Annotated in this window: 22 protein-coding genes and 4 pseudogenes; 17 read left to right on the top strand and 9 right to left on the bottom strand. The window is 32.6% G+C overall.

The annotated features are described in order from the left end of the window. Positions 1-457 precede the first annotated feature (457 nt). Both KUA55_RS17660 and KUA55_RS18820 read left to right on the top strand, forming a co-directional pair. Positions 458-1,105, top strand: a pseudogene (locus KUA55_RS17660) (recombinase family protein). Between the two features lie 192 nt (positions 1,106-1,297). After that, the gene (locus KUA55_RS18820) at positions 1,298-1,657 is read left to right on the top strand and encodes a topoisomerase DNA-binding C4 zinc finger domain-containing protein (RefSeq protein WP_425514632.1); all 360 of its coding nucleotides are present in this window, start codon (positions 1,298-1,300) and stop codon (positions 1,655-1,657) included. Here the strand turns inward: KUA55_RS18820 and KUA55_RS17670 are convergent. Beyond that, positions 1,652-1,912, bottom strand: coding sequence for a helix-turn-helix domain-containing protein (locus KUA55_RS17670; RefSeq protein ID WP_218327698.1), 261 nt, complete (start codon positions 1,910-1,912; stop codon positions 1,652-1,654). The two genes, KUA55_RS18820 and KUA55_RS17670, sit on opposite strands and share 6 nt — an antisense overlap. 231 nt (positions 1,913-2,143) lie before the next feature. Here KUA55_RS17670 and KUA55_RS17675 point away from each other — a divergent pair. The 7 genes and pseudogenes from KUA55_RS17675 to KUA55_RS17700 all read left to right on the top strand — a co-directional run. Further along, positions 2,144-2,853: pseudogene (locus KUA55_RS17675) on the top strand (DNA/RNA non-specific endonuclease); the annotation flags it as partial. Between the two features lie 39 nt (positions 2,854-2,892). Continuing rightward, on the top strand, positions 2,893-3,594 hold the full coding sequence (budA, locus tag KUA55_RS18465) for an acetolactate decarboxylase (RefSeq protein WP_281419052.1): 702 nt from the start codon (positions 2,893-2,895) through the stop codon (positions 3,592-3,594). 113 nt (positions 3,595-3,707) lie between these two features. Beyond that, a complete protein-coding gene (locus KUA55_RS17680) occupies positions 3,708-4,982 on the top strand; it encodes a trypsin-like serine protease (protein WP_218327699.1) in 1,275 nt (424 codons plus the stop codon). Positions 4,983-5,272: 290 nt separating this feature from the next. Then, a complete protein-coding gene (locus KUA55_RS17685) occupies positions 5,273-6,211 on the top strand; it encodes a sulfurtransferase (protein ID WP_218327700.1) in 939 nt (312 codons plus the stop codon). A 373-nt stretch (positions 6,212-6,584) separates the two neighbouring features. After that, positions 6,585-7,121: a hypothetical protein gene (locus KUA55_RS17690; protein WP_218327701.1), complete on the top strand. Its 537-nt coding sequence runs from the start codon at positions 6,585-6,587 to the stop codon at positions 7,119-7,121. An 860-nt stretch (positions 7,122-7,981) separates the two neighbouring features. Further along, positions 7,982-8,353 carry a hypothetical protein gene (locus tag KUA55_RS17695; RefSeq protein ID WP_218327702.1) on the top strand — a complete coding sequence of 124 codons (372 nt, stop codon included), beginning with the start codon at positions 7,982-7,984 and terminating at the stop codon, positions 8,351-8,353. Positions 8,354-8,398: 45 nt separating this feature from the next. Further along, positions 8,399-9,061: a hypothetical protein gene (locus tag KUA55_RS17700; RefSeq protein ID WP_218327703.1), complete on the top strand. Its 663-nt coding sequence runs from the start codon at positions 8,399-8,401 to the stop codon at positions 9,059-9,061. A gap of 286 nt (positions 9,062-9,347) precedes the next feature. Here KUA55_RS17700 and KUA55_RS17705 read toward each other — a convergent pair whose 3' ends face one another. Next, entirely contained in the window at positions 9,348-9,881 is a 534-nt protein-coding gene (locus tag KUA55_RS17705; protein WP_218327704.1) for a DUF1349 domain-containing protein, read from the bottom strand. Between the two features lie 400 nt (positions 9,882-10,281). On the opposite strand from KUA55_RS17705, the gene KUA55_RS17710 reads away from it, so the two are divergent. From KUA55_RS17710 to KUA55_RS17730, 5 genes and pseudogenes are all read left to right on the top strand, one after another. After that, entirely contained in the window at positions 10,282-10,500 is a 219-nt protein-coding gene (locus KUA55_RS17710) for a hypothetical protein (RefSeq protein ID WP_218327705.1), read from the top strand. A 100-nt stretch (positions 10,501-10,600) separates the two neighbouring features. After that, positions 10,601-11,296, top strand: coding sequence for a helix-turn-helix domain-containing protein (locus KUA55_RS17715; protein ID WP_218327706.1), 696 nt, complete (start codon positions 10,601-10,603; stop codon positions 11,294-11,296). 20 nt (positions 11,297-11,316) lie between these two features. Beyond that, positions 11,317-12,168: an IS3 family transposase gene (locus KUA55_RS17720; RefSeq protein ID WP_218327707.1), complete on the top strand. Its 852-nt coding sequence runs from the start codon at positions 11,317-11,319 to the stop codon at positions 12,166-12,168. A 242-nt stretch (positions 12,169-12,410) separates the two neighbouring features. Next, positions 12,411-12,695 carry a hypothetical protein gene (locus KUA55_RS17725; RefSeq protein WP_218327708.1) on the top strand — a complete coding sequence of 95 codons (285 nt, stop codon included), beginning with the start codon at positions 12,411-12,413 and terminating at the stop codon, positions 12,693-12,695. Beyond that, positions 12,649-12,888: pseudogene (locus tag KUA55_RS17730) on the top strand (IS3 family transposase); the annotation flags it as partial. The gene KUA55_RS17725 and the pseudogene KUA55_RS17730, both read left to right, overlap by 47 nt. 251 nt (positions 12,889-13,139) lie before the next feature. On the opposite strand, the gene KUA55_RS17735 reads toward KUA55_RS17730, so the two are convergent. Together KUA55_RS17735 and KUA55_RS17740 are read right to left on the bottom strand one after the other, a co-directional pair. Then, positions 13,140-14,831, bottom strand: a complete 1,692-nt coding sequence (locus tag KUA55_RS17735; RefSeq protein ID WP_218327709.1) for a BspA family leucine-rich repeat surface protein — start codon at positions 14,829-14,831, stop codon at positions 13,140-13,142. Positions 14,832-15,223: 392 nt separating this feature from the next. Then, entirely contained in the window at positions 15,224-16,039 is an 816-nt protein-coding gene (locus tag KUA55_RS17740; protein ID WP_218327710.1) for a CPBP family intramembrane glutamic endopeptidase, read from the bottom strand. Between the two features lie 240 nt (positions 16,040-16,279). On the opposite strand from KUA55_RS17740, the gene KUA55_RS17745 reads away from it, so the two are divergent. Next, positions 16,280-16,834: a DUF805 domain-containing protein gene (locus tag KUA55_RS17745; protein WP_218327711.1), complete on the top strand. Its 555-nt coding sequence runs from the start codon at positions 16,280-16,282 to the stop codon at positions 16,832-16,834. Positions 16,835-17,181: 347 nt separating this feature from the next. Here KUA55_RS17745 and KUA55_RS17750 read toward each other — a convergent pair whose 3' ends face one another. After that, positions 17,182-17,766, bottom strand: coding sequence for a hypothetical protein (locus KUA55_RS17750; RefSeq protein ID WP_246601604.1), 585 nt, complete (start codon positions 17,764-17,766; stop codon positions 17,182-17,184). Beyond that, on the bottom strand, positions 17,756-18,775 hold the full coding sequence (locus KUA55_RS17755) for a DUF4947 domain-containing protein (RefSeq protein WP_218327713.1): 1,020 nt from the start codon (positions 18,773-18,775) through the stop codon (positions 17,756-17,758). The genes KUA55_RS17750 and KUA55_RS17755 overlap by 11 nt, the downstream gene beginning before the upstream one ends. Before the next feature lie 74 nt (positions 18,776-18,849). Here KUA55_RS17755 and KUA55_RS18595 point away from each other — a divergent pair, with 74 nt between their 5' ends. Continuing rightward, positions 18,850-18,978 (top strand): hypothetical protein, encoded by a 129-nt coding sequence (locus tag KUA55_RS18595; protein WP_281419051.1) that lies wholly within the window; start codon positions 18,850-18,852, stop codon positions 18,976-18,978. 235 nt (positions 18,979-19,213) lie between these two features. On the opposite strand, the pseudogene KUA55_RS18825 reads toward KUA55_RS18595, so the two are convergent. The 3 genes and pseudogenes from KUA55_RS18825 to KUA55_RS18835 all read right to left on the bottom strand — a co-directional run. Next, positions 19,214-19,518 (bottom strand): annotated as a pseudogene (locus tag KUA55_RS18825) (transposase); the annotation flags it as partial. 19 nt (positions 19,519-19,537) lie between these two features. Further along, a complete protein-coding gene (locus KUA55_RS18830) occupies positions 19,538-19,798 on the bottom strand; it encodes a transposase (RefSeq protein WP_425514633.1) in 261 nt (86 codons plus the stop codon). Continuing rightward, positions 19,783-19,965 (bottom strand): transposase, encoded by a 183-nt coding sequence (locus tag KUA55_RS18835; protein WP_425514634.1) that lies wholly within the window; start codon positions 19,963-19,965, stop codon positions 19,783-19,785. The genes KUA55_RS18830 and KUA55_RS18835 overlap by 16 nt, the downstream gene beginning before the upstream one ends. Positions 19,966-20,349: 384 nt before the next feature. Here KUA55_RS18835 and KUA55_RS17765 point away from each other — a divergent pair. Beyond that, a partial coding sequence (locus tag KUA55_RS17765; protein WP_218327714.1) for a MucBP domain-containing protein occupies positions 20,350-22,586 on the top strand: 2,237 nt, incomplete at its 3' end.

The following is a 22,586-nucleotide window of genomic DNA, read 5'->3' on the forward strand; positions in this document are numbered from 1 at the left end:
ATTCTATAGTCCTAGATAAAGATGTATTTAAAAAGGGGATTCGTCAAAGAGCGTTGATAAGGAACAAACTGTATAAACTTTAAGTCATAAACCAGCTAGTTTTTGCTAGCTGGTTTTCGTTTTTTCAAAAACCAATCATTTAACCATATCAATATGTGCAAGATGTTTGCTTTTTTTGAGGAATCACAATTATTTAGTCCTAAGTAATGCTGAATAAAATAAAATAACATATTTCGGATAATCTGAGTCACAGATTTTTTTTAAATTAGTAAATGAAACAATGATACAGAAAAGCAAAGTGTACAGAAAATGACCCTTTTCTGTACACTTTATTTTTTCACTCATTTTTTATTAGAATGATTCTCTTTTATGTTCATTAACCCGTATCAAAATCTATGTCCAATTAATCTGTATAAATAAAGTTATGGTACAATTTTTATTAAAAAGAGGTGATTTTTTGAAAATAGGATACGCCCGGGTTTCAACCGGTTTGCAAAATTTAGATTTACAAGAAGATAGTTTAAATAAATTTGGCTGCGAGAAAATTTTCACTGACCACATGAGTGGAACAAAAAGTAATCGACCTGAATTAGACACTGCAATTGATTTTGTTCGTTCAGGTGACACTTTGGTTGTTTGGTGATTAGACCGACTAGGAAGAAATATGGAAGATTTTATTTCAATTGTTAATCGATTAAATGAACGTGGCCTCAGTTTCCATAGTCTACAAGAAAATATTACTATGGATAAATCCAGTTCTACTGGGCAATTGATGTTTCATCTGTTCGCAGCATTTGCAGAGTTTGAACGTAACTTAATATTAGAACGTTCAGCAGCTTGTCGAGCAGCCGCAAGAGCAAGAGGACGTTTCGGAGGACGACCAGAAAAATTAACTTCCAGTGATTTGGATTTACTAAAAACATTGATTGACAATGGCACACCAATAAAAACAATTGCCGAAAAATGGCATGTCTCCAGAACCACAATTTACCGATATCTCAATAAAATGATGATCGAAGATAAAAAAATGAATCAGATGACTAATTATTCCGAAACTAAAAAACTATTATTTTACAAGGATACCCACAGGAGACACTTTATTTAAAAGAATCCTTTTCTAGAGCTTTTTCTTTTAGGTCTTGTTATGTTACTTTTGGGTGTATATTAAATAGTTTTTTATTTCTACCATTTTCGATCCATGAATAGAGGGTAAAAGTTTGGAAAAAAGAAAATATTTTAATAGCAACATGGGGCATATAAATGACTTTAATAAAAATGGTCTTGGCCGCCCTATTATATGACTTGCGATTGTGGCGAGATTATTAGTAAAAATTCAATCAATGATGTGTGGACTTGTAAAAAATGTAGTCCTATTTTTAGATTAAGTTATTGCGAACCCTATTTAGCACAACATCAGATTGAAAAAAGGTCAGGACACACTATCTGTCCTAAATGTGGAAAGCCATTGATCGAACGACAAGGTCACTATGGTACCTTCTATGGTTGTTCTGGATTTCCCCATAGATGTCTTGGTTACCTTGCTTCTAGGTTTCATTTGAGAAAGCCCTCTCCCAGTTGGGTTATTGACTTTCTCTTTATTATAATTGGCTATCCATGCTCTGAGAACGGCAGTTGTAGAAATATTATATTTTTATAGAACACTCCGTATCCCAATACCTCCATATAGAACTTCTTCCACAGCTAGTTGCTTAATTTTTGCTGAATACTGAATTCTCGTCTTATAGGGACGTAAGGCATCTTCTCCAAGTTGTTCGTACCTTCGTACCCAATCTTGAAGAGTCCCCTTTGGAACATCGTATTTCTTAGAAATATAGTTAATTGATTTCTTTTCATTAACAATTTCTTTGACCAAGAATAACCGGTTCTCAAATTTGATTTTACTAATTGTCATACAAAAACACTCCCTGAATAAAGTAACTAGAATTTTTGTTTTTCTAGTGTCTACTTTATAGGGAGTGTATCACGCCGGTCGACGATTATTTTTTGTAAATAATTTTTCTCGGTCACCGTCTTAAACGGTGCTACTAAAGGGACGTTGTTAGCGCAACGTCTCTTTTCAATTTTATTATAGCATATTTTTAAAAATTTGTCGTAAGTAAGTCACTTCATAAGGAGTAATTTTATGAAAAAGAAAAATAAAGGCTTTTTAGGTGCTGCGGTTCCTATTCTTGTTGCCCTGTTTGCCTGGGGTATCAATTACCTAGATACGAACCATGAACAAACAAATCATTCAAATACAACAACTACTGAGATCAGCAATTCAACAGTGAACCAAGACGTTGTTAATTTAAACTATGACGGCACGAACAAAGTCGTCATTATCAATAATAATCAACCGAATTTTTCTCAAGAAGATATCTCACTAGCTAATGGATCATGGCAGACTTTTTCAGATTTAGACAACTTGAATCGTGTTGGTGTTGCAAATGCCTTGTTGGGCTACGATTTAATGCCGACAGGAGAAAGAGGTGATATTTCGTCTATCCTACAGGTTGGAAGCAGAAAAAGCTATCTAATGGGAAATGGTTATATAATCGTAGTCATTTGCTGGGCTACCAATTGACAGGAGAAAATGACAACTGGAAGAACCTTTTTACTGGTACAGAATAAATGAACCAAGAAACCATGGTACAATATGAGAATCAAGTAGCAGACTATCTGAGACTGACGAAAAATCATGTGCGATACCGTGTGACGCCTTATTACAAAGACAATGAGTTACTTTGTCGTGGGGTGCAAATGGAAGCGCAAAACGTGGAAGATAGCACAATCAGCTATAATGTATTTATTTACAATGTAGAAGATGGTTATACCTTGGATTATGCTACTGGAAATACAAAAAATGATTATGGAGGAATATTTTTGGATAAAATGAGACTTTTTCAAAATGGAACTATGCAAATGTTAAGTGAGGGATTGCTTGATGGGACAATCACCTTACAAGAATTGCTTAAATATGGCGACACAGGCATAGGTACGGGCGAAGGCATAGACGGAGAGTTAGTGATATTAGACAATACCGGCTATAAGATAGATGAAAATGGTACTGCAAAAGAACTAGATAAAAATTTTAATGTCGTATTTGCTGATATTCATCAAAGTAATTACGAGTACTTCGATAATTTTGAAAATATTGATTTATCTCATTTAATGGAGCAAGTGAAGAAAAACATAAACGGTGAGAATTATTTTTTCTCTATTAAACTACATGGTCTATTTACAAAAGTTAAGACTAGGTCTACAAGAAAATATTCTAAACCTTATCCTTCTTTAGAAGAAATTGCAAAAAATCAAATTGAATTTTACGCAGAAAATATATATGGAACCTTGATTAGTTATTATACCCCAATTATCTATCAAGGAGTAGCAGTAGCTGGATTTCATAGCCACTTCATCTCTGACGATAAATCAATGGGAGGACACGTCATTTCAGCAAATATAGGTAGTGTTGAAACTTGCTACCAAAAGTTTGAATCCTTTACTCAAAAATTTCCTTTAGACAGTAACAGTTTTACAAATGCAGATTTGAGCAATACTCAGAATTTGGATAGTATAATAAAAAATGTTGAATAATATATCAGGAAAAGTGTTACTTTTGAGTATACCAAAAAGTAACACTTTCTTCGCGGAAGTTTTGAAATGGGAGCCTTTTAATTGAGTAATTTAATAAAAAAGGAGTATACAATTTGAATAAAATAAATAAGTACAGAAAGATTATCAATTGCGTAGCATATGTTTCAATAGCAGCAAACTTGTTTTCCTTTAGTCAAAAAACCTATGCGTACGATAATACCAAAAAACAGGAAGATAGCTTCTCTGAAGATCATTATGCTGAGAGTCATAAACAACCTTTATTAATAAATTCAATAGAAACTACTTCAATTGAGAAAATAATTGGTAACGATGATAGAACTAAAATACTTAATACTCAAAGCCCTCCCTACTCATCAATAGTACAGATTGAAATGCGTTTTGGCACCAATGATTGGTACGTTGGTTCAGGGGTACTCGTATCGCCTAACATTGTTTTAACAGCGGGACATGTTGTATATGATAATGATACAAAAAAATGGGCATCTGAGATTATAGTTTCTCCAGGGCGAAATGAACAAATAAAACCTTATGGATCTACTACATCGTATGCATTATCCGCACATGATGGCTGGGTAAACGCAACAAGTGACAGTGATTTAGAAGAATATGACATAGGGATGATTCGCTTAAATGAACCATTAGGCATATATTCAGGTTGGTTAAATGTCTCAACGAATGTAACTGATAACATGCAAATCATAACTTCAGGATATCCGGGCGATAAATATGTTAATAATATCTATCCAACCATGTGGACTTCCTCAGGATATATTAATGAACTAACAGAAAATAATTTGTACTATCAATTAGATACGACTGGTGGTCAAAGTGGGAGCCCTATCTATGACACTCAAAATAATGTTATAGGAGTACATACTTCTGCATTCAAAGATCAGACACCTTTAAACGTAGGTACTCGCATTACTGAAGATAATTATGAACTTATAAAAAATCAAGTAGATAACATAAGTTCTGTCTACCGCTTGTATAATAAGAATACAGGTGAACACTTTTATACTACTCATCCAGAAGAAATGTACCAATTACAAAACTTTGGTTGGTCACATGAAGGTATATCATGGTTAGCACCTAAAAGTGAAATACCAATTTATCGATTATATAATCCTAATGCCGGCGACCATCATTATACTAAAAGCTTACAAGAACGCGAGTATTTAGTTACAGTAGGTTGGGAGTATGAAGAAATAGTATTCTATTCAGATTCTAATGAAACAGAACCCCTCTATCGACTATACAATCCCAATGCAATCTCTGGCACTCATCATTATACATCAGACATTTCTGAAAAAAGTTATTTGGAAAAAATAGGTTGGAAATATGAAGGAATATCTTGGTATGGACTATAAATGTTATAGCAGTTATTTTCTGTAATGATACTTATCTGATGAAAAGCTTTTACAATTGAAATGCGGATTCGTGAAACAGGAATTTATTAATAATTATAGTGAAATATTTTTACGAAAGTGTTACTTTTGGGTATACCCAAAAGTAACACTTTTTGTTTTTTTCAAAAATCCTATTTTGCTGCCTTTTCTTTTAAATTGAACAGTGGAACTTTAATATGGTTACTATGTAGGTTCGGATATTGTGATATAATTCACTTATCTATTTTACAAAAAATTTATGGAGGATTTTTATGAAAAAATTTGTTGCTTTGTTACTACCCATTATCTCATTAACGATGCTATCTGCTTGTAGTTCAAGTCAAAAGAAGACTGAGGAAAAAGAAACGGCGATTTCTTCCAGTTTAAAAGGTGAAAATGATTTTACAGGTGAATATATCGTAAATGCTAACTATGTTAAAAATAATTTAAAAGACATTATTTTAGTGGATGCTCGAGGAGAAGAAGCTGAACAATCAACTATTAAAGGTGCTACTGCAATGAGTTGGCAATACTTGGCTAATGTTGAAGAAGGTGAATCTGGGGATGCTGAATGGGGACTGATTTTATCACCTTCTGAATTAGCTGAAAGACTAGGTGAAAAGGGTATCTCTAAAGAAAAAGAGATTATTTTATTTTCATCAACTAAAAAAGGTTGGGGAGAAGATGGAAGAATCGCTTGGGAGTTACTTGCTGCAGGGTATCAAAATGTAAAAATGGTTGATGGAGGTTTTTCTGCATTGAAAGATTCTGGTTTAGAAACTCAAAAAGGTGGTACTGATTTAAAACCCGTAGAAGTTTCTATAGATTCAATTAATAATAATCATAGAATTTTGACTACCGAGTTAGAAGAAGATTATCAGAATTATAAAATTGTTGATACTCGTTCAAAAAAAGAGTATAAAGGTGCTATTCTGTATGGAGAACAAAAAGGGGGACACTTGCCTGATGCAATCAATATAGAATTTACAAGTCTATTTAATAGTGATGGTACGTTAAAAAGTAATAATACAATAAAAAAAATATTTATTGATGCTGGACTTTCACCTGACGATCAGATAGTAGTTTATTGTACCGCGGGAATTAGATCTGCTTTTATGGAATTAATAATGGATATGACTGGATATAAAAATGTGAAAAATTATGATGGTTCATATTATACTTGGGCCGCAACAGAGACCGTTGAAAAATAATTTATTCATTCATGATAAATTATTAGGATCTACTATCTTTGATAAGAGATCTTAGTTTTATACACTCGAAATTTTGGTAATGTATTATTCAAAAAAAGAAAGTATGCAGAAAAAGGACCCCATTCTGCATACTTTCTTTTTAATGTGGAAAATCTAATACTTAATCAAGTATCAGTTCATATTGAAATTGTCCGTTATAGGTATACTTATAATGGACTTTTGAATTTATTAATATTGCACTCATAGTGAGTGTCCGTTTTACATATCAATTAGACTATTTTCCTTAAAAATCAATTTTTTAATATTACATGGTATTTGAAACAAACATTTGATAATATATTGTTTGTAACAGTAAAAAAGATAGGAGAGTAAAATGAGTAAGTTAAAGAAATTTTTTTTATTTGGAATTGTTGGAATCGCTGGGACTTTGACATTTCAATCAGTAAGTGCTGACGCTTCAACTCTTTTAAGAGTGTATAATCCTAATTCAGGTGAACACCACTATACATTAAGTTTTGATGAGCGCAATAGCTTGGTTCAAGTTGGTTGGAAAAATGAAGGTAAGGCATGGATAGTTCCTGATCAAGGAACACCCGTTTACAGACTATACAACCCAAATGCAGGTGATCATCATTATACCTTAGATGACAACGAGAAAACTTTCTTGGAAAACTCAGGTTGGAAGTATGAAGGGGTCTCTTGGCAGTCTGGAGGTTCTACACCGGTTTATAGATTGTATAATCCTAATGCTAAAACGGGATCTCATCATTATACTTTAAGTTCTAATGAACGTGATGACCTAGTTAAAGCTGGTTGGAAATCAGAAGGGACTGGATTCTATTCTACTTTCGAAGGAATTATGGGTTTCCCTGCTCCAAATGACTCGGTGATGGAACCTGGTGGTTGGTAACCAAAAGCTAATTTAAAAAATTTTTTCATTACCTTCTTTCAATAAAAGTTTTAAGGTATTAAACTGCCAGACTGGAGATACTTTTAGAGTACAAGCCAGATGAATAATTATTTAACGTCTCAAGTAACATAGTTAATACGATTATCTGTGGTGCTGAACGCTTCCAAGGTTTTTCTTGCTATTAAGATTAAGTTAGTATTTTTTAAAAAATTTTTACTACTTATAAAAGAAATAATAAAATCATTTTTGAGACAGTTTTCGTAAAGAGCTATATTAATAGAAATATGTACAAAAGGGTCAGAAACTTAAAATTTTTTGACCCTTTTAATTTACGCTAAATTTATTAGTTTTTAGCAGTGTCTAAAATTTATGTTCGTAAAATGGAGGATTCTTGTTTCATTATAATTTTTTGAATTTTGAATAATAAAAATCTATATGCATAAATTAATAGTTTTGTGCATGAGGTTAAGTTGTGACCAAATCAACTTACACACGTATGCAATAGAGGTATGCTTAATTTGCTCTTATTATGAAGTATTCTGGGCTAGAGTTGGACCACCTATAGCATGATTGAAAATCCACTATACAGAAGAGGTAGTATTGAAAAGTAAGAGACAAGATAAACCTCTATTTGTTATACTTAAATTATGAAAAATATTGAGTGTAAAAACTGCGGTTCAAATGAATTTAAGACAGATTCAAACCCTATTATCTGTTTATACTGTGGTACGCCATACATCGAAGAAGAAAAAAAAATAGAAACTTTAGTTATCCGAGAGAAACTTTCAATAAAAGCAAATTTGATGATAATCTTTGGAATAGTCTTTATATTCTTAATTGGAATTTTTGTATTTAGCAGTATGAAAGGACAACATGTAATCGAAGTCCAAAAAGTATCGGCAGATAATAAACTAAGCCATGAAGAATATGGCTATAAATATATTAAGGATGCTGGTGAATGGAATGAGCAAGTTTATGATGGTATTAAAACAGCAAAACATCAGTTAACTGATGATGGAAAATGGGGAGAATTTTATGATGGCTCGTTATATAGTGACCTCGTCCAGCAAGTTGGAGAACCTAGTTCATTGCATGAAGATGAAAATGAAATTACGGCTATTTGGACTCAAAATCCAACAAGCCGGCATGTTCTTTGGGTTAATGTCAAATACGATAAACAAACTGGTATGATTATCAAGAAAAATATTGAAGGCTGGCCTATGGATCCGTAATGCAAAAATATAGCAACAAAAAAATATTGAAAGAATTTTAAAAACATGGAAAAAAAAAAATATATTGAAATCATTTGTAAAAATTGTGGTGGACATAATTTAAAAGAGATGGGTGAATATTTTAAATGTCAAAACTGCCACTCCATTTACAAAAAGACTGATTTTAAAAAAAAGTTGATTTATCGTCACTCAAAACTATTTTGGATTTATACTAGTGTAATAATTTTAATTACTTTGTTAGTAGTCGCCTTTGTTATAGCACCTCGAACCACTACAATGGAAAAAAAGATTGAACATCCAAAGTCATGGTACAACGATGTAGGATTAGGAAAGGCATATAAAAACCAAAAAGAAAAAGAAAAATCAGATCGCATGTTTGCAGAGATTAAAGATAATGCTAGATGGGGATTAGAACATTTAGACCTAACAAAATCTTGGACGACAGAGTATTTTAATTCCATCAAAGTTGCTCAAATGAATTTTGAAGTTGGATCTACCAATCCAACATACAGCGACGGAATGTTATATTCTGATTTGATAAAAAAGATTGGCGCTCCAGATGAACTAGAAAATTATGGCCAAGGGCGTAAAGAAGCTATTTTTCATTACCATGGAAAGCATAATTCCATGAAAAATTGGAGTATTTCAGTTTTTATTACGTATGATACAAAAACAGGAATGATAACCGACAAAAGAGTAATGAGTTAATACAGAGTGTAAGTTTATAAGGTATTCGGACAAAAAGAAATGTTCTATAAAATGTAAGAGATCAAAGTTGAATAGACTGGAAGCGGCCTTTGGCCGCCCAAAAAATAGAAAGTGGCTCCTTTAATAGGAATACGGGCGAGATATTCGTTATTATCTATTAAAGGAGCCTTTCTCTAAATTTAACAATTGAATAAGTGATAAAGAAAACCCAGTGTATAAAAAAGACCTTTAAGAGGGCATGATTTAACTTATAAAAAGCAGATCTTTACGGGTCTGCTTTTTTTAGTTAAATCTTATTATGACTGAAACCAATAATTTTAATCTCAGCTCTCGTTCCATCACCATTTGGGGATTGAGAAATGAAACCTAGTTTTAAAACGTCTGGGAGCTTTAAATAAAATTTTCGATGTTTAATATAAAGTTTATCATCATGCGAGTAACTAAATTGGAAGAAATTGTTCTTTGCCTCTATCTTCAAAAAAATAGCTTTTCCCTTGAATCGTTCCCCTACTACATCATCTGAAAATTCATTTGTCACCATTGATACAACATTCAAACTTTCTTCATCTATCTTTTCAATTACAAATTTTGTCCAAGTATTATCTGTTCCCCACACCATTATTCCAGCAGCATCATATATTTGACTACAGTTTGGACACACTTCTGCTATTATTGTGAAATTTTTTTCACAGTTTTGATAGATAAATTCACCTGATAAATGCCTGTCTGTTTCACTGAAATAAAAGTCAGTGTGACGATCTGATTCTATTGTGAGAGTTTCGTTGTTTCGATAATCGTATTTAATAAATTTTTTTTCCATATCTAATACTCCTTTTACTTATACATTATCCTGAGCATAACGTATGAAACGCGTTCCCTGTCAACATTAAAAGCAAAAATATATCAAAATATATTCGTTAGTTATTTAACGGGTAAGTAGACATAATGAAAATTTTTAAGAGCCAACTTTAGAAAAGAGTTGGCTCTTAATTCGTCATAAATCAAACTATTCCAAGTTGATCTACCCCGAACAATTTTTTAGATTTTATTTAAGTAATTAATTACTACTTAAATTCCTGTTTTCAAAAAATTGAATTTCGATATCACTTATAATGAATAATGATTCCCAATTTCATTTAAGTGTTCTTTGTTGATTTTAATTTACTCAGAGGTAATACTAATGATTGTATATGAATAGTTTAAATTTGGAGGTCAATAATATGAAACAAAATAATCATGAAGTTGCAAAACATGAAGTTGCTGAAAAAACTTGTGCCAACTGCGCATATTGGGAAGGTCTTCGTTTAGTTGATTCAGTGTCAGGTATGTCGTTAATTAATCCAAACGAAGTTGCTGAATGTGGCAATACTAAGAGTCCAGATGCTAAAAAATCTGTAACACCAGCTCATAGTTGTGCTTTTTGGAAAGACGCTGTTTAAATTAATAAAAAATAAAACCAGTTCACTTTGATACACTCCCTATAAAGTAGACACTAGAAAAACAAAAATTCTAGTTACTTTATTCAGGGAGTGTTTTTGTATGACAATTAGTAAAATCAAATTTGAGAAACGGTTATTCTTGGTCAAAGAAGTTGTTAATGAAAAGAAATCAATTAACTATATTTCTAAGAAATACGATGTTCCAAAGGGGACTCTTCAAGATTGGGTACGAAGGTACGAACAGCTTGGAGAAGATGCCTTACGGCTCTATAAGACGAGAATTCAGTATTCAGCAAAAATTAAGCAACTAGCCGTGGAAGAAGTTCTATACGGAGGTATGGGGATACGAAGTGTTCTAAAAAAATATAATATTTCTATATCTGCCGTTCTCAGAGCATGGATAGCCAATTATAATAAAGAGAAAGTCAATAAACCAACTGGGAGAGGACTTTCTCAAATGAAACCTAGAAGCAAGGCAACCAAGACATCTATTAAAGAAAGAATTGAAATTGTTCATTTTACATTAGCTCATGAAAAGGATTATCAAGCGGCAATGAAGAAGTATGGTATTTCTTACCAACAAGTTTATACATGGGTAAAGAAATATGAAGCCTGTGGAACACAAGGCTTGCAAGATAAACGTGGAAGAAACCAAACTATTGACGAATTGTCTGAATTGGAGCAATTAAAGTTAGAAAATAAACGTTTAAAACAACGAAATGATTATTTAGAAATGGAAACAGATTTTGTAAAAAAGTTACAGGAGCTCAGACAAAGATACACCCATTTTCACTAAGTAGAAATGAATTCTATTATGTGGCTATTACTGAGCTAAACTCCTCAAAAGGATATAGTATAGAAAAGCTTTGCGAACTAGCTAGTGTCAGCCGCAGCGGCTATTATAAGTGGAAGAATAAAGTTCCCTCTCAGTCAGAATTGAATAATGAAAAACTAGCCCAACAAATTCGGAGAATTTTCACTAATTCTGATAGTACCTTTGGTGTTGTGCGTATTCAGTGTGCATTGAAACGAGAGCTGAAGCTAACCATCGATGTCAAAAAGATCCGAAGACTGATGCGATTGATGGGTTTATTTCCTCAAATTCGACGAAAGAGACCTGTATGGCAACGAATCACTCCAATGTATACGGCAGATAATATTATTAAGAGAGAGTTTGAAACAAGTGCACCCAATCAAAAATGGTTTACCGATGTAAGCTATTTATTTTATGGAGATCACCAAAGAGCTTATATCAGTGCAATTATTGACCGCTTTGATATGAGCATTGTTTCTTATGTTATTAGTGAAAAGAATGATAATGAGCTAGTTATGGGAACAATTAAGCAAGCTTTGGATAACAATCCAGCGGCTCAACCGATAATTCACAGTGACAGAGGTTTTCAATACACATCAAATGAATATCATCAATTAAAAAAGCACTATCAATTCGAAGTTAGCATGTCAGAAGCTGGAAAATGTTTGGATAATCAGCCAATCGAATCTTTTTGGGGTGTACTCAAATCCGAGTATTACTATCGAAAGGATTTTGATACCTTTGAAAGTTTAAAAGACGGTATTACCGAATATATAGACTTTTACCACACTAAAAGATATGTGCCTAAATTTGATGGATTAACACCATTTGAATATCGAGAAAAACATGCGTAAATCAAAAAACTCTCGTCATAGATCAACGAGAGTAAAAATCATTTTTTTATTTCCACTGTCTACTTGACAGGGAGTGGTTCATAGCCAGGCGACGATTATTTTTAATCAATTATTAATACTGGTCACCGTCTTAAACGGTGCTACTAAAGGGACGTTGTTGAAGCAACGTCTCTTTTCTATTTCATTATAGCATATTTTAAAGAATTTTGTCGTAAGTAAGTCATTTCATAAGGAGTAATTTTATGAAAAAGAAAAATAAAGGCTTTTTAGGTGCTGCAGTTCCTATTCTTGTTGCCCTGTTTGCCTGGGGTAGCAATTACCTAAATACGAACCAAGAACAATCAAATCAATCAAATACAGCAACAACTACTGAGATCAGCCATTCAACAATGAATCAAGACGCCGTTAATTTAGACTATGATGGCTCAACTAAAGTCGTAACTATCAATAATAATCAACCAAATTTCAATCAGGAAGAATTGTCCCTACGATACTGCCATTGCCGAATCTACCTACAAATCATTTAAAGTAGAATTTGTTTATCCAACTAAATTCGAGCCATTAGCTGAGCTGCAATTGCAAATATTTGATTATGTGAATTGGTGGAATCATTTACGAATCCATGGGGCACTTGGTTATGAAACGCCCGTCGGCTACCAAAATCTGAGATTGGCGCAGCCTCCCCTTGATAATGAGGCTGGATGTGTTAGCGCTGGGTAGGGGCAAGATTCGGCCACGCACCAGGGTAATCACATCCAGGGAGGCACGTTGTCAAGGGCAATCGGGCTAGGCACTAAGTAGTTAAACATACACTACATAATTTTTGTCAAAATAAGGGTTGCCATTCCACACATCCTTAATAAGAGAATCAAAAAAATCCACAAAAAAGCACATATGTTAGGTCTGCTTTTTGTGGATAATCTTTATTTTCACATCAAAACAATAAGAACGTATTATATAGTCGTTTTAAATCATTTTGGACAGTAAAAACTGACTCCTTCATTACTCCAACCTTGATTAATAAGCCAGTTGGCTTCATCTTTACTTTCTGTAAATAAGTGTGATCCAGGACCATTAGCATTTGGATTGAAGACACGATATATTGGGTTCCCCGCATTTTTAGGAACCATATAGAAACCTACTTGTTCTTTTGACCATCCTTTTTCAGCAACACCATTGTATTCTTTTTCGCTGATGGTGTAAAAATGTTCCCCTGAGTTAGGGTTATATAGACGATAGACTGGAACAGCACCTTCATATGAGGACAATACACTCTGGAAAGCTATTCCTTCAGCCTGCCATTTGAGTCCGACTATCCAACTGTATTCATCCATACTAGTGGTATATAAATGGTCTCCATCGTTTAAATTATAGGCTCTCCAAATAGGAACAAGATTACTATTCATATCTTTTTTATAGATATATGTGATTGTACGAGGGTTATAAGAAAAAGTACCCGATTCAGATCCTTGAATATCTTTAAGAGTATAACCAGCAATGTTAATCTTTTGCGTTTTGTAAGAATCATTTATATATCCAGTTATAATCTGTTCAGAAGCAAGTAAATTTCCATCTACATCCTGATATCTAACGGTGATATTTCCTCCTTGAGTTTTAGAGTATTCTCTGGTATATCTACCCGGGTATGACCCATCATAGTTGGCCATAAAACTCAAACTATTTAAATAATAATTATCCAAAAATTCTGGATTACTTTGTATCCATCTTGGAGTGTAATTTAAATTTCCATCAGGTATTGCTGTATCGTTGAGATCCACAGAAGAATTGAGTATGCTTTTCTCACCTAAAGTTAATGAATTTATATAGAAAGACTGGGCAAATAGACCATTCATACTAACTATCGAAGAGGTATCCCATGAACTTAAATCTAATTGCTTAAGTTTTGTATTAGAAAACATTTTATCAATATACTGTAGATTTGAAATATCCCATTTAGATACATTTATGGATGATAGAAGACTATCGGAGAACATATATACTGCAGTTGCTAGTTTACTGACATTCCAATTGTTCAAATCTAATGTTGTTAACTTAGTTGATTCAAACATATAATTCATGTCAGTGGCATTTGAAACATTCCAATTGTTTATGGGCAGTTCAGTGACCGCGCTGCCCAGAAACATGTTTGTAAATGTTTCGACATTAGAGACATTCCAATTACTTATATCAAGCTTGCCAGCTTTACTGTTAGCAAACATATTTGTCATAGTGGTTACTTTAGATGTATCCCAATCTGACATTCCAATATCTATTGAAGTTGCAGGTGAATTGGAAAACATTGCAGACATGGATGTCACATTAGAAACATCTAAGTTTCCTTTAAGGGATTCTAAGTTAATAAAAGTACTGTAGTAGGCAGCGCCGCTAAATAAATTTTCAGAGTACTCGGGAGCATATACTTCTCCAGAAAAAATTATATGTTTGATTTTGTGCGTATCTACGTTTGCGACAGGAATATAGTTGTTACCCCCAATGGTTCCAGATTGTACCGTTAATGTTCCCGTATCTGTATCAAATGTGACTGGAGATGTTCCCCAAGTAGATTCTATAGATTCGGCTTGAACATTATCGTCCACCAAAAAACTAAAAAGTCCAAAAAAAACAGAAAACAATAAAATAGAGAAAAAAATATTTTTTTTCATAAAAAACTCCTTTTTAAATAATATTATTCATAACATTATAAATGATTTCCGTTATTTTGAAAACTATTTTGTGTCACTAGTATCAATTTTTTTAATATCAATTGATAGAAAAACCTATTGATATCTTTATTTGGATCACTAGTTCGATGCTTTTTTCTAGGACCTGTTGTGTAGTTTGTTATTTAAATATGAATTTGATATAATGGCGATTATTTAAAGCTAGACTCTACAAATTGAGATTTGAAGTAAAATACGCTACGATTACTTTGCGAAATGAAAGTAGCTAAAACTGTTTTAATACCAAAAGACCACCCTATGTGCGTAGGGTGATCTTTCTGTTCAATGTTGACACTCACAATGTATCACGATTGGGTTACTTCACCTAAGTCACATTATGCTAAGTTCGATTTTTTATTTTTTAAGATAAAGATAGATATCAATATAATTTGAACAACGATAAAGATACTTTGAATTACTTTCTCTCCAGGTAAATTAAAAGTAGTACTAGGCATTATTGTTTTTAATATTCCTTCTGTTGATTCAATTCCGAAAAAAACACTACTCAGGATATTATAAAGTAAGTGTGCAATTATAACGCAAGTTAAATTTTTATATGCAAACATAATAAATACAAATAAAATCCCAGCGCAAAATAACTCAATTAAGCTTAATAAATTAAATTCTATCCATAAATTAATATGCATAAGGGTAAATAAAGTTGTTGGGATAATAATTGATAAGAACTTTCCATAAATTTCAAAAGTTGATTGTAATATCCCTCTAAATATACATTCTTCTAAGATTGACATACCTATAAATGTTGAGATACTAGTAATAATGGAAATCCAATGAATTGATATGTTAAGTACCACATTACCTCCACATACAATAATAATGATGAATAGCAAAGTCGGTAAAGCAATACCAACTATAATTCCAGATATACTTCTTTTTATACCTTTCTGTGTAAATACGTCTAATATTTCTGAACTTTTAGACTTTTTATTGAAATACTTTTTTGTCAGTAGATAGATTGCTGGCCCACCAATGACTCCCATTAACATGTTGTTAGCATATACCATATTTGTATTTATGCCTGACAATCCAAATAATAAAAAACTACTAACTAATGGAACTCCCATTCCAACTATTCCAATAAGTAAACTATATAATATTGCATAGATACATTTTTTTATATCATTATTCATTCAAATTTTCTCCCGTTTTCTTTATTTATCACTCTAAACATAACAATCAAATCTTGATTGTACGTCAATAATCTAAACAAAGAAATAGTTATTTAAACCACTTGTTTTCATAATACCGATTATTCCAAGTAGTAATAGATTTAATCGTTCTTAAGACGGTTTTAATCTGTTTGTCTAAAAGGTAATATAAAGTATAATAATTCGAATAGGAATTTAGACTTTAGAAAAGAGGTCATGAACATGAATAATAGTTTGAGTAATTTTTGGTTTATTGGCGCATTTAAAGCATTTTTCAAGAATTATTTTAATTTCACGGGTAAAGAAAACCGTAAAAATTTTTGGTGGGTTATTTCAACCTTATATATTCTTTCAATAATTCCAACAGGCTATCTTATGTATTTATTTATTGGTACCTCAATGAGTATTTCAGGAGGTACTAGCTCAGCAAAAGCAATAATTATGAGTGTCATTTCTCATGAAAAATTACCGCTGTCAGTTTTGTTTATAAGTGTCCTTCTGTTAATTATTCCCTGTATTTCTTTGTGTGTACGTCGGTTCAAGGATGTAGGTTTTACAGGAGTAAGTTTCTTTGTTTTGTTCGTCTCAAGCAATTTGTTTATTGTGCAGTCTATAATTAATATTCAAAATAATCATATGTTTTTTAGTAAGGGTAACTTGCTTGCTCCCATTATTGGACTAACTCTTTGTGTAATTAATATTATCATTATGTTACTCCCATCAAATTTCATCAAACTTAAATCTAAAAGCAAAATTTCAAATTTTTTTATTCTGTAGAGAATTTTTATTTGTTATGTATTTACTAAGTGCACATAATGTCGCTACTACAAAGTAGCCCCTGTACCAAGCGGTATAGGGGCCTTATTTGTGAAATTCAAATGGTATAATAGCTGGTGGCAACTGCCCCGTTAGGGGTGCTTTAATTGTTTGAAAAACTTATATCGTTGGTTATTGCACCACTATTCGTGGAACTAGTAATTTTTTTAGTTGATCGTTGGCTAGGCGATTAGTTGATAACTAAAAGCAGTTGCTTTGGATCAGAGTCAATAGATGAGACACTTTTGGCGAGAAATTTTTTATGCAGCTAAAATTGCTATGAGTTTTTTGAGCTTAATTTCCAAAAATTAATAGTGACTTTTATCCGTAATCATCAAAGTATTCTTATTATAAGTAATAGTTACAGAGTTACCGGCGTATTCATTATCTTTGTTTTTATTCCATGTCGCAGTAGCTCTTGGAGGCATTCCGTAGTCTTCCTCTTCCCAAGTAGTAACTGAATCGGGCTTTCCAACTAGTTTCTCCAGTTCTTCATAACTGGCACCATTTTCAAAAGAGTATTTTTCATTATTTGCATCATAATATTTGGTTGCGACCACTACATTCTCATAGATACCCTTCGTCCATTTTCCAGGAAATTTATCATTTGCTTTCAACTGTGTGATATCAGTCGAAATTGACTGGGGCGTTGATTCTTCATTGCTTTTAAGAACCAGAAAAACTATTAATAACATAATGACGGACAAGGTTATACTTATCATTATTATAATGTTTGGTTTAATATTTTTACGATTAGTGTAGTCAATGGAGGGTTTCTCTTGTCTTGAACTTTCAAAATCTGGATAAAAAGTTCCGCAGTAATCACATTTACAACCATTAGTAATTCGATGAAAGTTAGTACTTCCGCAATTCATACATTCTTTATTTTTCATGATAATACCCATCCGAACCATAATTTTCCGGGAAGTCATCAGGATATTTACCTAAACCTGAACGTGGATACTTTTCTGGCAATCGATTGAAAGCGATATATTTTACTAACGGTGTCACGTAAGCGACATGATCTCCATCAAAATAAACGTTGGGCTTTCCTTGTTTTTCATAAACGAATTGTTTTGAATAGTCTCCATAAGAATTATCATAAGCAACCATTAAAAGTGCTCTGACTTCCCTCCATGTTAATTTACCACTCACCCACTCTTCTCTAATTTTTTTTACCTCATATATCTCTGTCTGATTTTCATCCTCAAAGTTGACCTTCAGGCTTTTACTAATTCTCTCCTTATCAGTAATAATTTCATCTGGTTGTCCCCATTTATCTAAGATATCTTGACTATTGTATTGATTAAATTCCGGTCCGTATGCAACAAAAAAACCACCTTCTCGATAATACATGGTCATAGAAAAATCCGAATCTGGATTTTCTATCAACATATCCTTTTGGACGGGTTCTGTCAGCCTCTCCTTTTCATAGTAATCATGATCCTTCTGAGCATCAGCGATACGATTTTCGTATTCAGTCGTATTTTCTCCACCATATTCTGCTATTGAAGCTTTGGCCAGATCTATTTCTTCTTGATTAAGGGAAAGCTCCGCAATACGAACATTACGCTCAGGATTACTTAATTGACTGGTAGTGTATTTTTTTTCAGTTGAACTACTAAATTGCTGACTTGTCGATGCACTAATTTTTTGAGGGAATATTTTTTTTAATGGTAACATTGACAATAGCAAACTACTAAATAGAATAACGATTATACTTCCTAAATATATAAATTTGATATTGTTAGTTTTTAATTTTTTTCTTTTCAAATGGGCATATGTATTCTTATGAGTTGATTCATCAAATTCGTACAGTGCGTGACAATACTTACACTCATAACCTTTTTCTGTTTTGTCAAAACTATTTCCACCACAGTATCTACAAACAAGGCCCTTCATGTTTATCAAACTCCCAGATAATATTTTTATTAATATAACACGCGATATACAAAAGTGAAAAGAGGATTTATCAAATGGAAAAAATAAATTACATATCTTTAGATTGTAAAGAGAAATTTCAAAAAAATTTATTTACTGCTAAAACAGGTTTAAAAACAAATGATAGCGTAGACTATCAAGAAATGGTAACTAGTTATCGATAGTCCATTGAATATCCAAATTACCAAAGGTTTTATCTCTGTTAGGAAAGTTCTGTGATTGGCTCTTTGCAGTATTTTTATATTCATCACTGTTGATGCCTGAAACTACAAATTAGCATAATAACACTAGTAATAGTCACTTATATCTGAATAAGATATATTTGTTGTAGTTAACGGGTAATGTAATGGTAGCGTCAAGAATTATGTGTAAATGAAATATCCACTCTGATCACTCAAGTTAAAACATTGATTCTAGAGTATGCTTAATTTCTTTAAACCCTTTGTGTACTCTAGATAAAAATGTTTGGTCATATTGATTAAATTGCGAAACGAGGAATCTCTCCAGAGATTCTTCATTAGGAAATTGCTCTTTTCATTTTATATATTTTTTAGTTGTTTATTGAATCCTTCAATTAAATTAGTCGAATAAATCATCCTTCTGATTGAACTTGGAAAATTATAGAACGTTAATATCGCAGGATTCATGAGTAATTTAATCACTTGTGGGTACTGTTTTTTCCATTTATCTATCATAAATTCCAGTTGCCTAATAGAATCTCTTCTAATCCACGAATTTTAAGATCTTGAAGTAGTTCTTTCCAGATATAAGCTGATTCGATTGGGGAATATTAAATCCAAGTACCTTCTTTGGTTCACCTATATGAGTACCAATCACTATGTAGCCAGCTTCTTTTGAGACTGTCCGTTTCTTTACTGGAATGTGAGTGGCACCCATAAAAATCACTGAATAGTTCGATTCAATCCTTCTTTCTTTGAAAGCTAGAATATCTTCAGATATTAATTTGCTCATGTTAGAAATAATCTGTGCGTATAGTAATGACCATACATTTTTTCAATCAAGTCAGAGATTACTGACATGGTAATGTCCTTTTGAAACAATTGAATAATTGTCGTCTCCAAAGAATCCTTCGCTCGCTTATAAGCAGGTACTGTTTGTTGTGTAAATTTACCCTCATGATCTCTAGGTATTACCTAGATTCAATTCTCCGTATTTTATTTTAAACGAACGCGAATAATTTCCGCTACAAGAATTTTCTGAATTAAATCCGGCTCTATCATATTTTTGTATCAAGAAACGATGTTAGTTCAACTTGTAATAATGAATGTACAGCTAACTCTAAATACGGTGACGAAATAAATTGTCCAAGTCACCTTTGGTGATTAGTTTTCCCATAATTTCTGTTGTAAAATTAGTCATAAGAAAGTTTTCCTATAAAAATTTGGTTGTCGTAACTTTAATTTCACATAATGTAATTTATTTTATTATAAAAAAATTCCGTTTACATAAAATATTTTACGTTATACAAATAAAAAGTATATAATATGAAGTATATTATATAGGAGGAGAATTTTATGAAAAAAAAATGGGGATTTTTTATTATTTTAATTACAATGGGAGTGATCTTTACAGGAGAAAAGGTGCATGCTGACACTGTGACTGTCAGTAGTCCCGAAGAACTGGCCACAAGTGTGAATCTAGCGACAGAAGAAAGAACTATCGTATTGTCAGATAGTTTTCCTGAAATTATTTCTTCGAAAATAGAGTTAAAAGAAAATAGTTCATACCCCGTAACTATAGATGGGAATTCTAGAACGTTAAAGCCTAGTTCTGATAATGAAATTATTAATTATCAAAGTGGCACATCTATGGGAGGAAATTTGATAATTAAAAACATCAATTTTCAAGGAGAAGGCTCTTCTAATCGAGCAGCTAACTTCAGCTCCTACAAAGGACAAGTAACCTTGGAAAATATTTTGGTTAATGACTTCCATAAAGGGGATGACGGTGGTGCATTGTATTTTGCATATAATGCCAACATAAAGAATAGTACAATATCAAACAATAGTTCGAATCAACAGGGTTATTCTGGGGGTGCTATTAGCGGCTCTAAAGGTTATTCTGGGTTCTTAAACATTGAAAATTCTAAATTTTATAATAATGAAACTTTAGCTCTTGGAACGGGACCTGTTGGTGGAGAAGGAGGTGCATTGTATTTCTATTCACCTTCTAATAGTGCAAAATTTACATTTAAGAACAATTATTTTTACGGGAATAAAGCGGTTGAAAATGCGAATGATTTGACTACTGGTAAGAAAACTTTAGCAGATGGTGGTGCTGTAGCTCTTTTCAATGTGATTTCAGGGACAGAAGTTCTATTCGAAGGCAACACTTTTGATTCTAACATTGCGGGTGATAATGGTGGTGCTGTATTAATACAAACCAATTCGAACATAAATGAAGGAATATCATTTGTAAACAATACATTTTATAAAAATATAGCCAAAAGTGATTCTACATTAGTTCAAACACAAAGTGGAGGTGCTATACAGATTTACGGAAATGGTTCTCCAAATAATAATTATGCTGCTACCGTAAATTTTGAAAATAATACGTTTGCTTCTAATGAGGCCTTGACAGAAGGTGGAGCTGTGGGACTGGCTAATTATGAAACAAATACAACAAGTGGCATTTTCAAAAATAATATTTTTGTTGATAATAAAAGTAATGATCTTAATACAGCTAGTATTTCATCCTCTGGTAGATCAACTGATTACAATAATGTTGGGTACGATAATGGTGTGGCCAATGCTGTATCATCAGAGTATGTCTTTGGGGCTTTAAATTACGGACTTGTTTCTAATCAAACTGAAATACAGGCAGGAAGTATTGACACTCAAGTTTATATACCAACAATTCCTATTGCTCCAGAGAAAAATGCTAATAGAAAAGTGTCTACTGAAGATACTTTAACTACTGATCAGAGAGGTTACTCAAGAACAGCACCTTCTGATATAGGAGCTGTAGAAATCTACTGGATAAAATATGATAGTAATGGCGGGACTTTTAATTTTTCTACATTGCCGAACCAATATGATGGACTTACTTATTATGATAATACAAAAACTACAGCTTATTACCAAGTAGGAACTAAAGATATAACTAAAACTATTACAGAAGGCGTTTCAGCTTTAGGTGCAGAAAAATCAAATAGTACTTTTCTAGGGTGGTCCACAGATAAAAATGCAACTCTCCCAGATACTGATTATGCAGAAGGTAAAGATTTATCTTTATCCGAGAAAAGCAGAGTTTTGTATGCAGTATGGCAAGAAACAGTAGCAGGTGCAGATGTAACCGTACATTATACAGACACAGATGGGAATACAATAGCTCCTGACGTTGTGGAATCTGGAAACATTGGGGATTCCTATACAACAGAACAATTAGCAATAGATGGTTATACTTTCAAAGAAGTACAAGGTAATGCGACAGGTATGTTTACTGCGGATCCTCAAGAAGTAACTTACATCTATCAAAAAGATATTAAAGTTGGTGGAAATGTTACAGTTGAATACTGGGAATATGATTCCAACGGAACACCAGTTAAAAAAATCCATGATGATACTATAATTACGGGAAATGTTGGAGAACGTTACCATGCAGAGGCATATTATGTGACAGGATATGGATTTAGTGGTGTAAATACCAAAACAGGACTAAGTCCTATTAGTGGATTAATTACTGCTGAGGCTCAAACTGTTAAATTAATTTATCATAAATTAAATGATGAAAGTACTGAAGGATTAGTATT

It is taken from the genome of Enterococcus alishanensis (genome assembly GCF_019218635.1).
Taxonomy (GTDB): Bacteria; Bacillota; Bacilli; order Lactobacillales; family Enterococcaceae; genus Enterococcus_A; species Enterococcus_A alishanensis.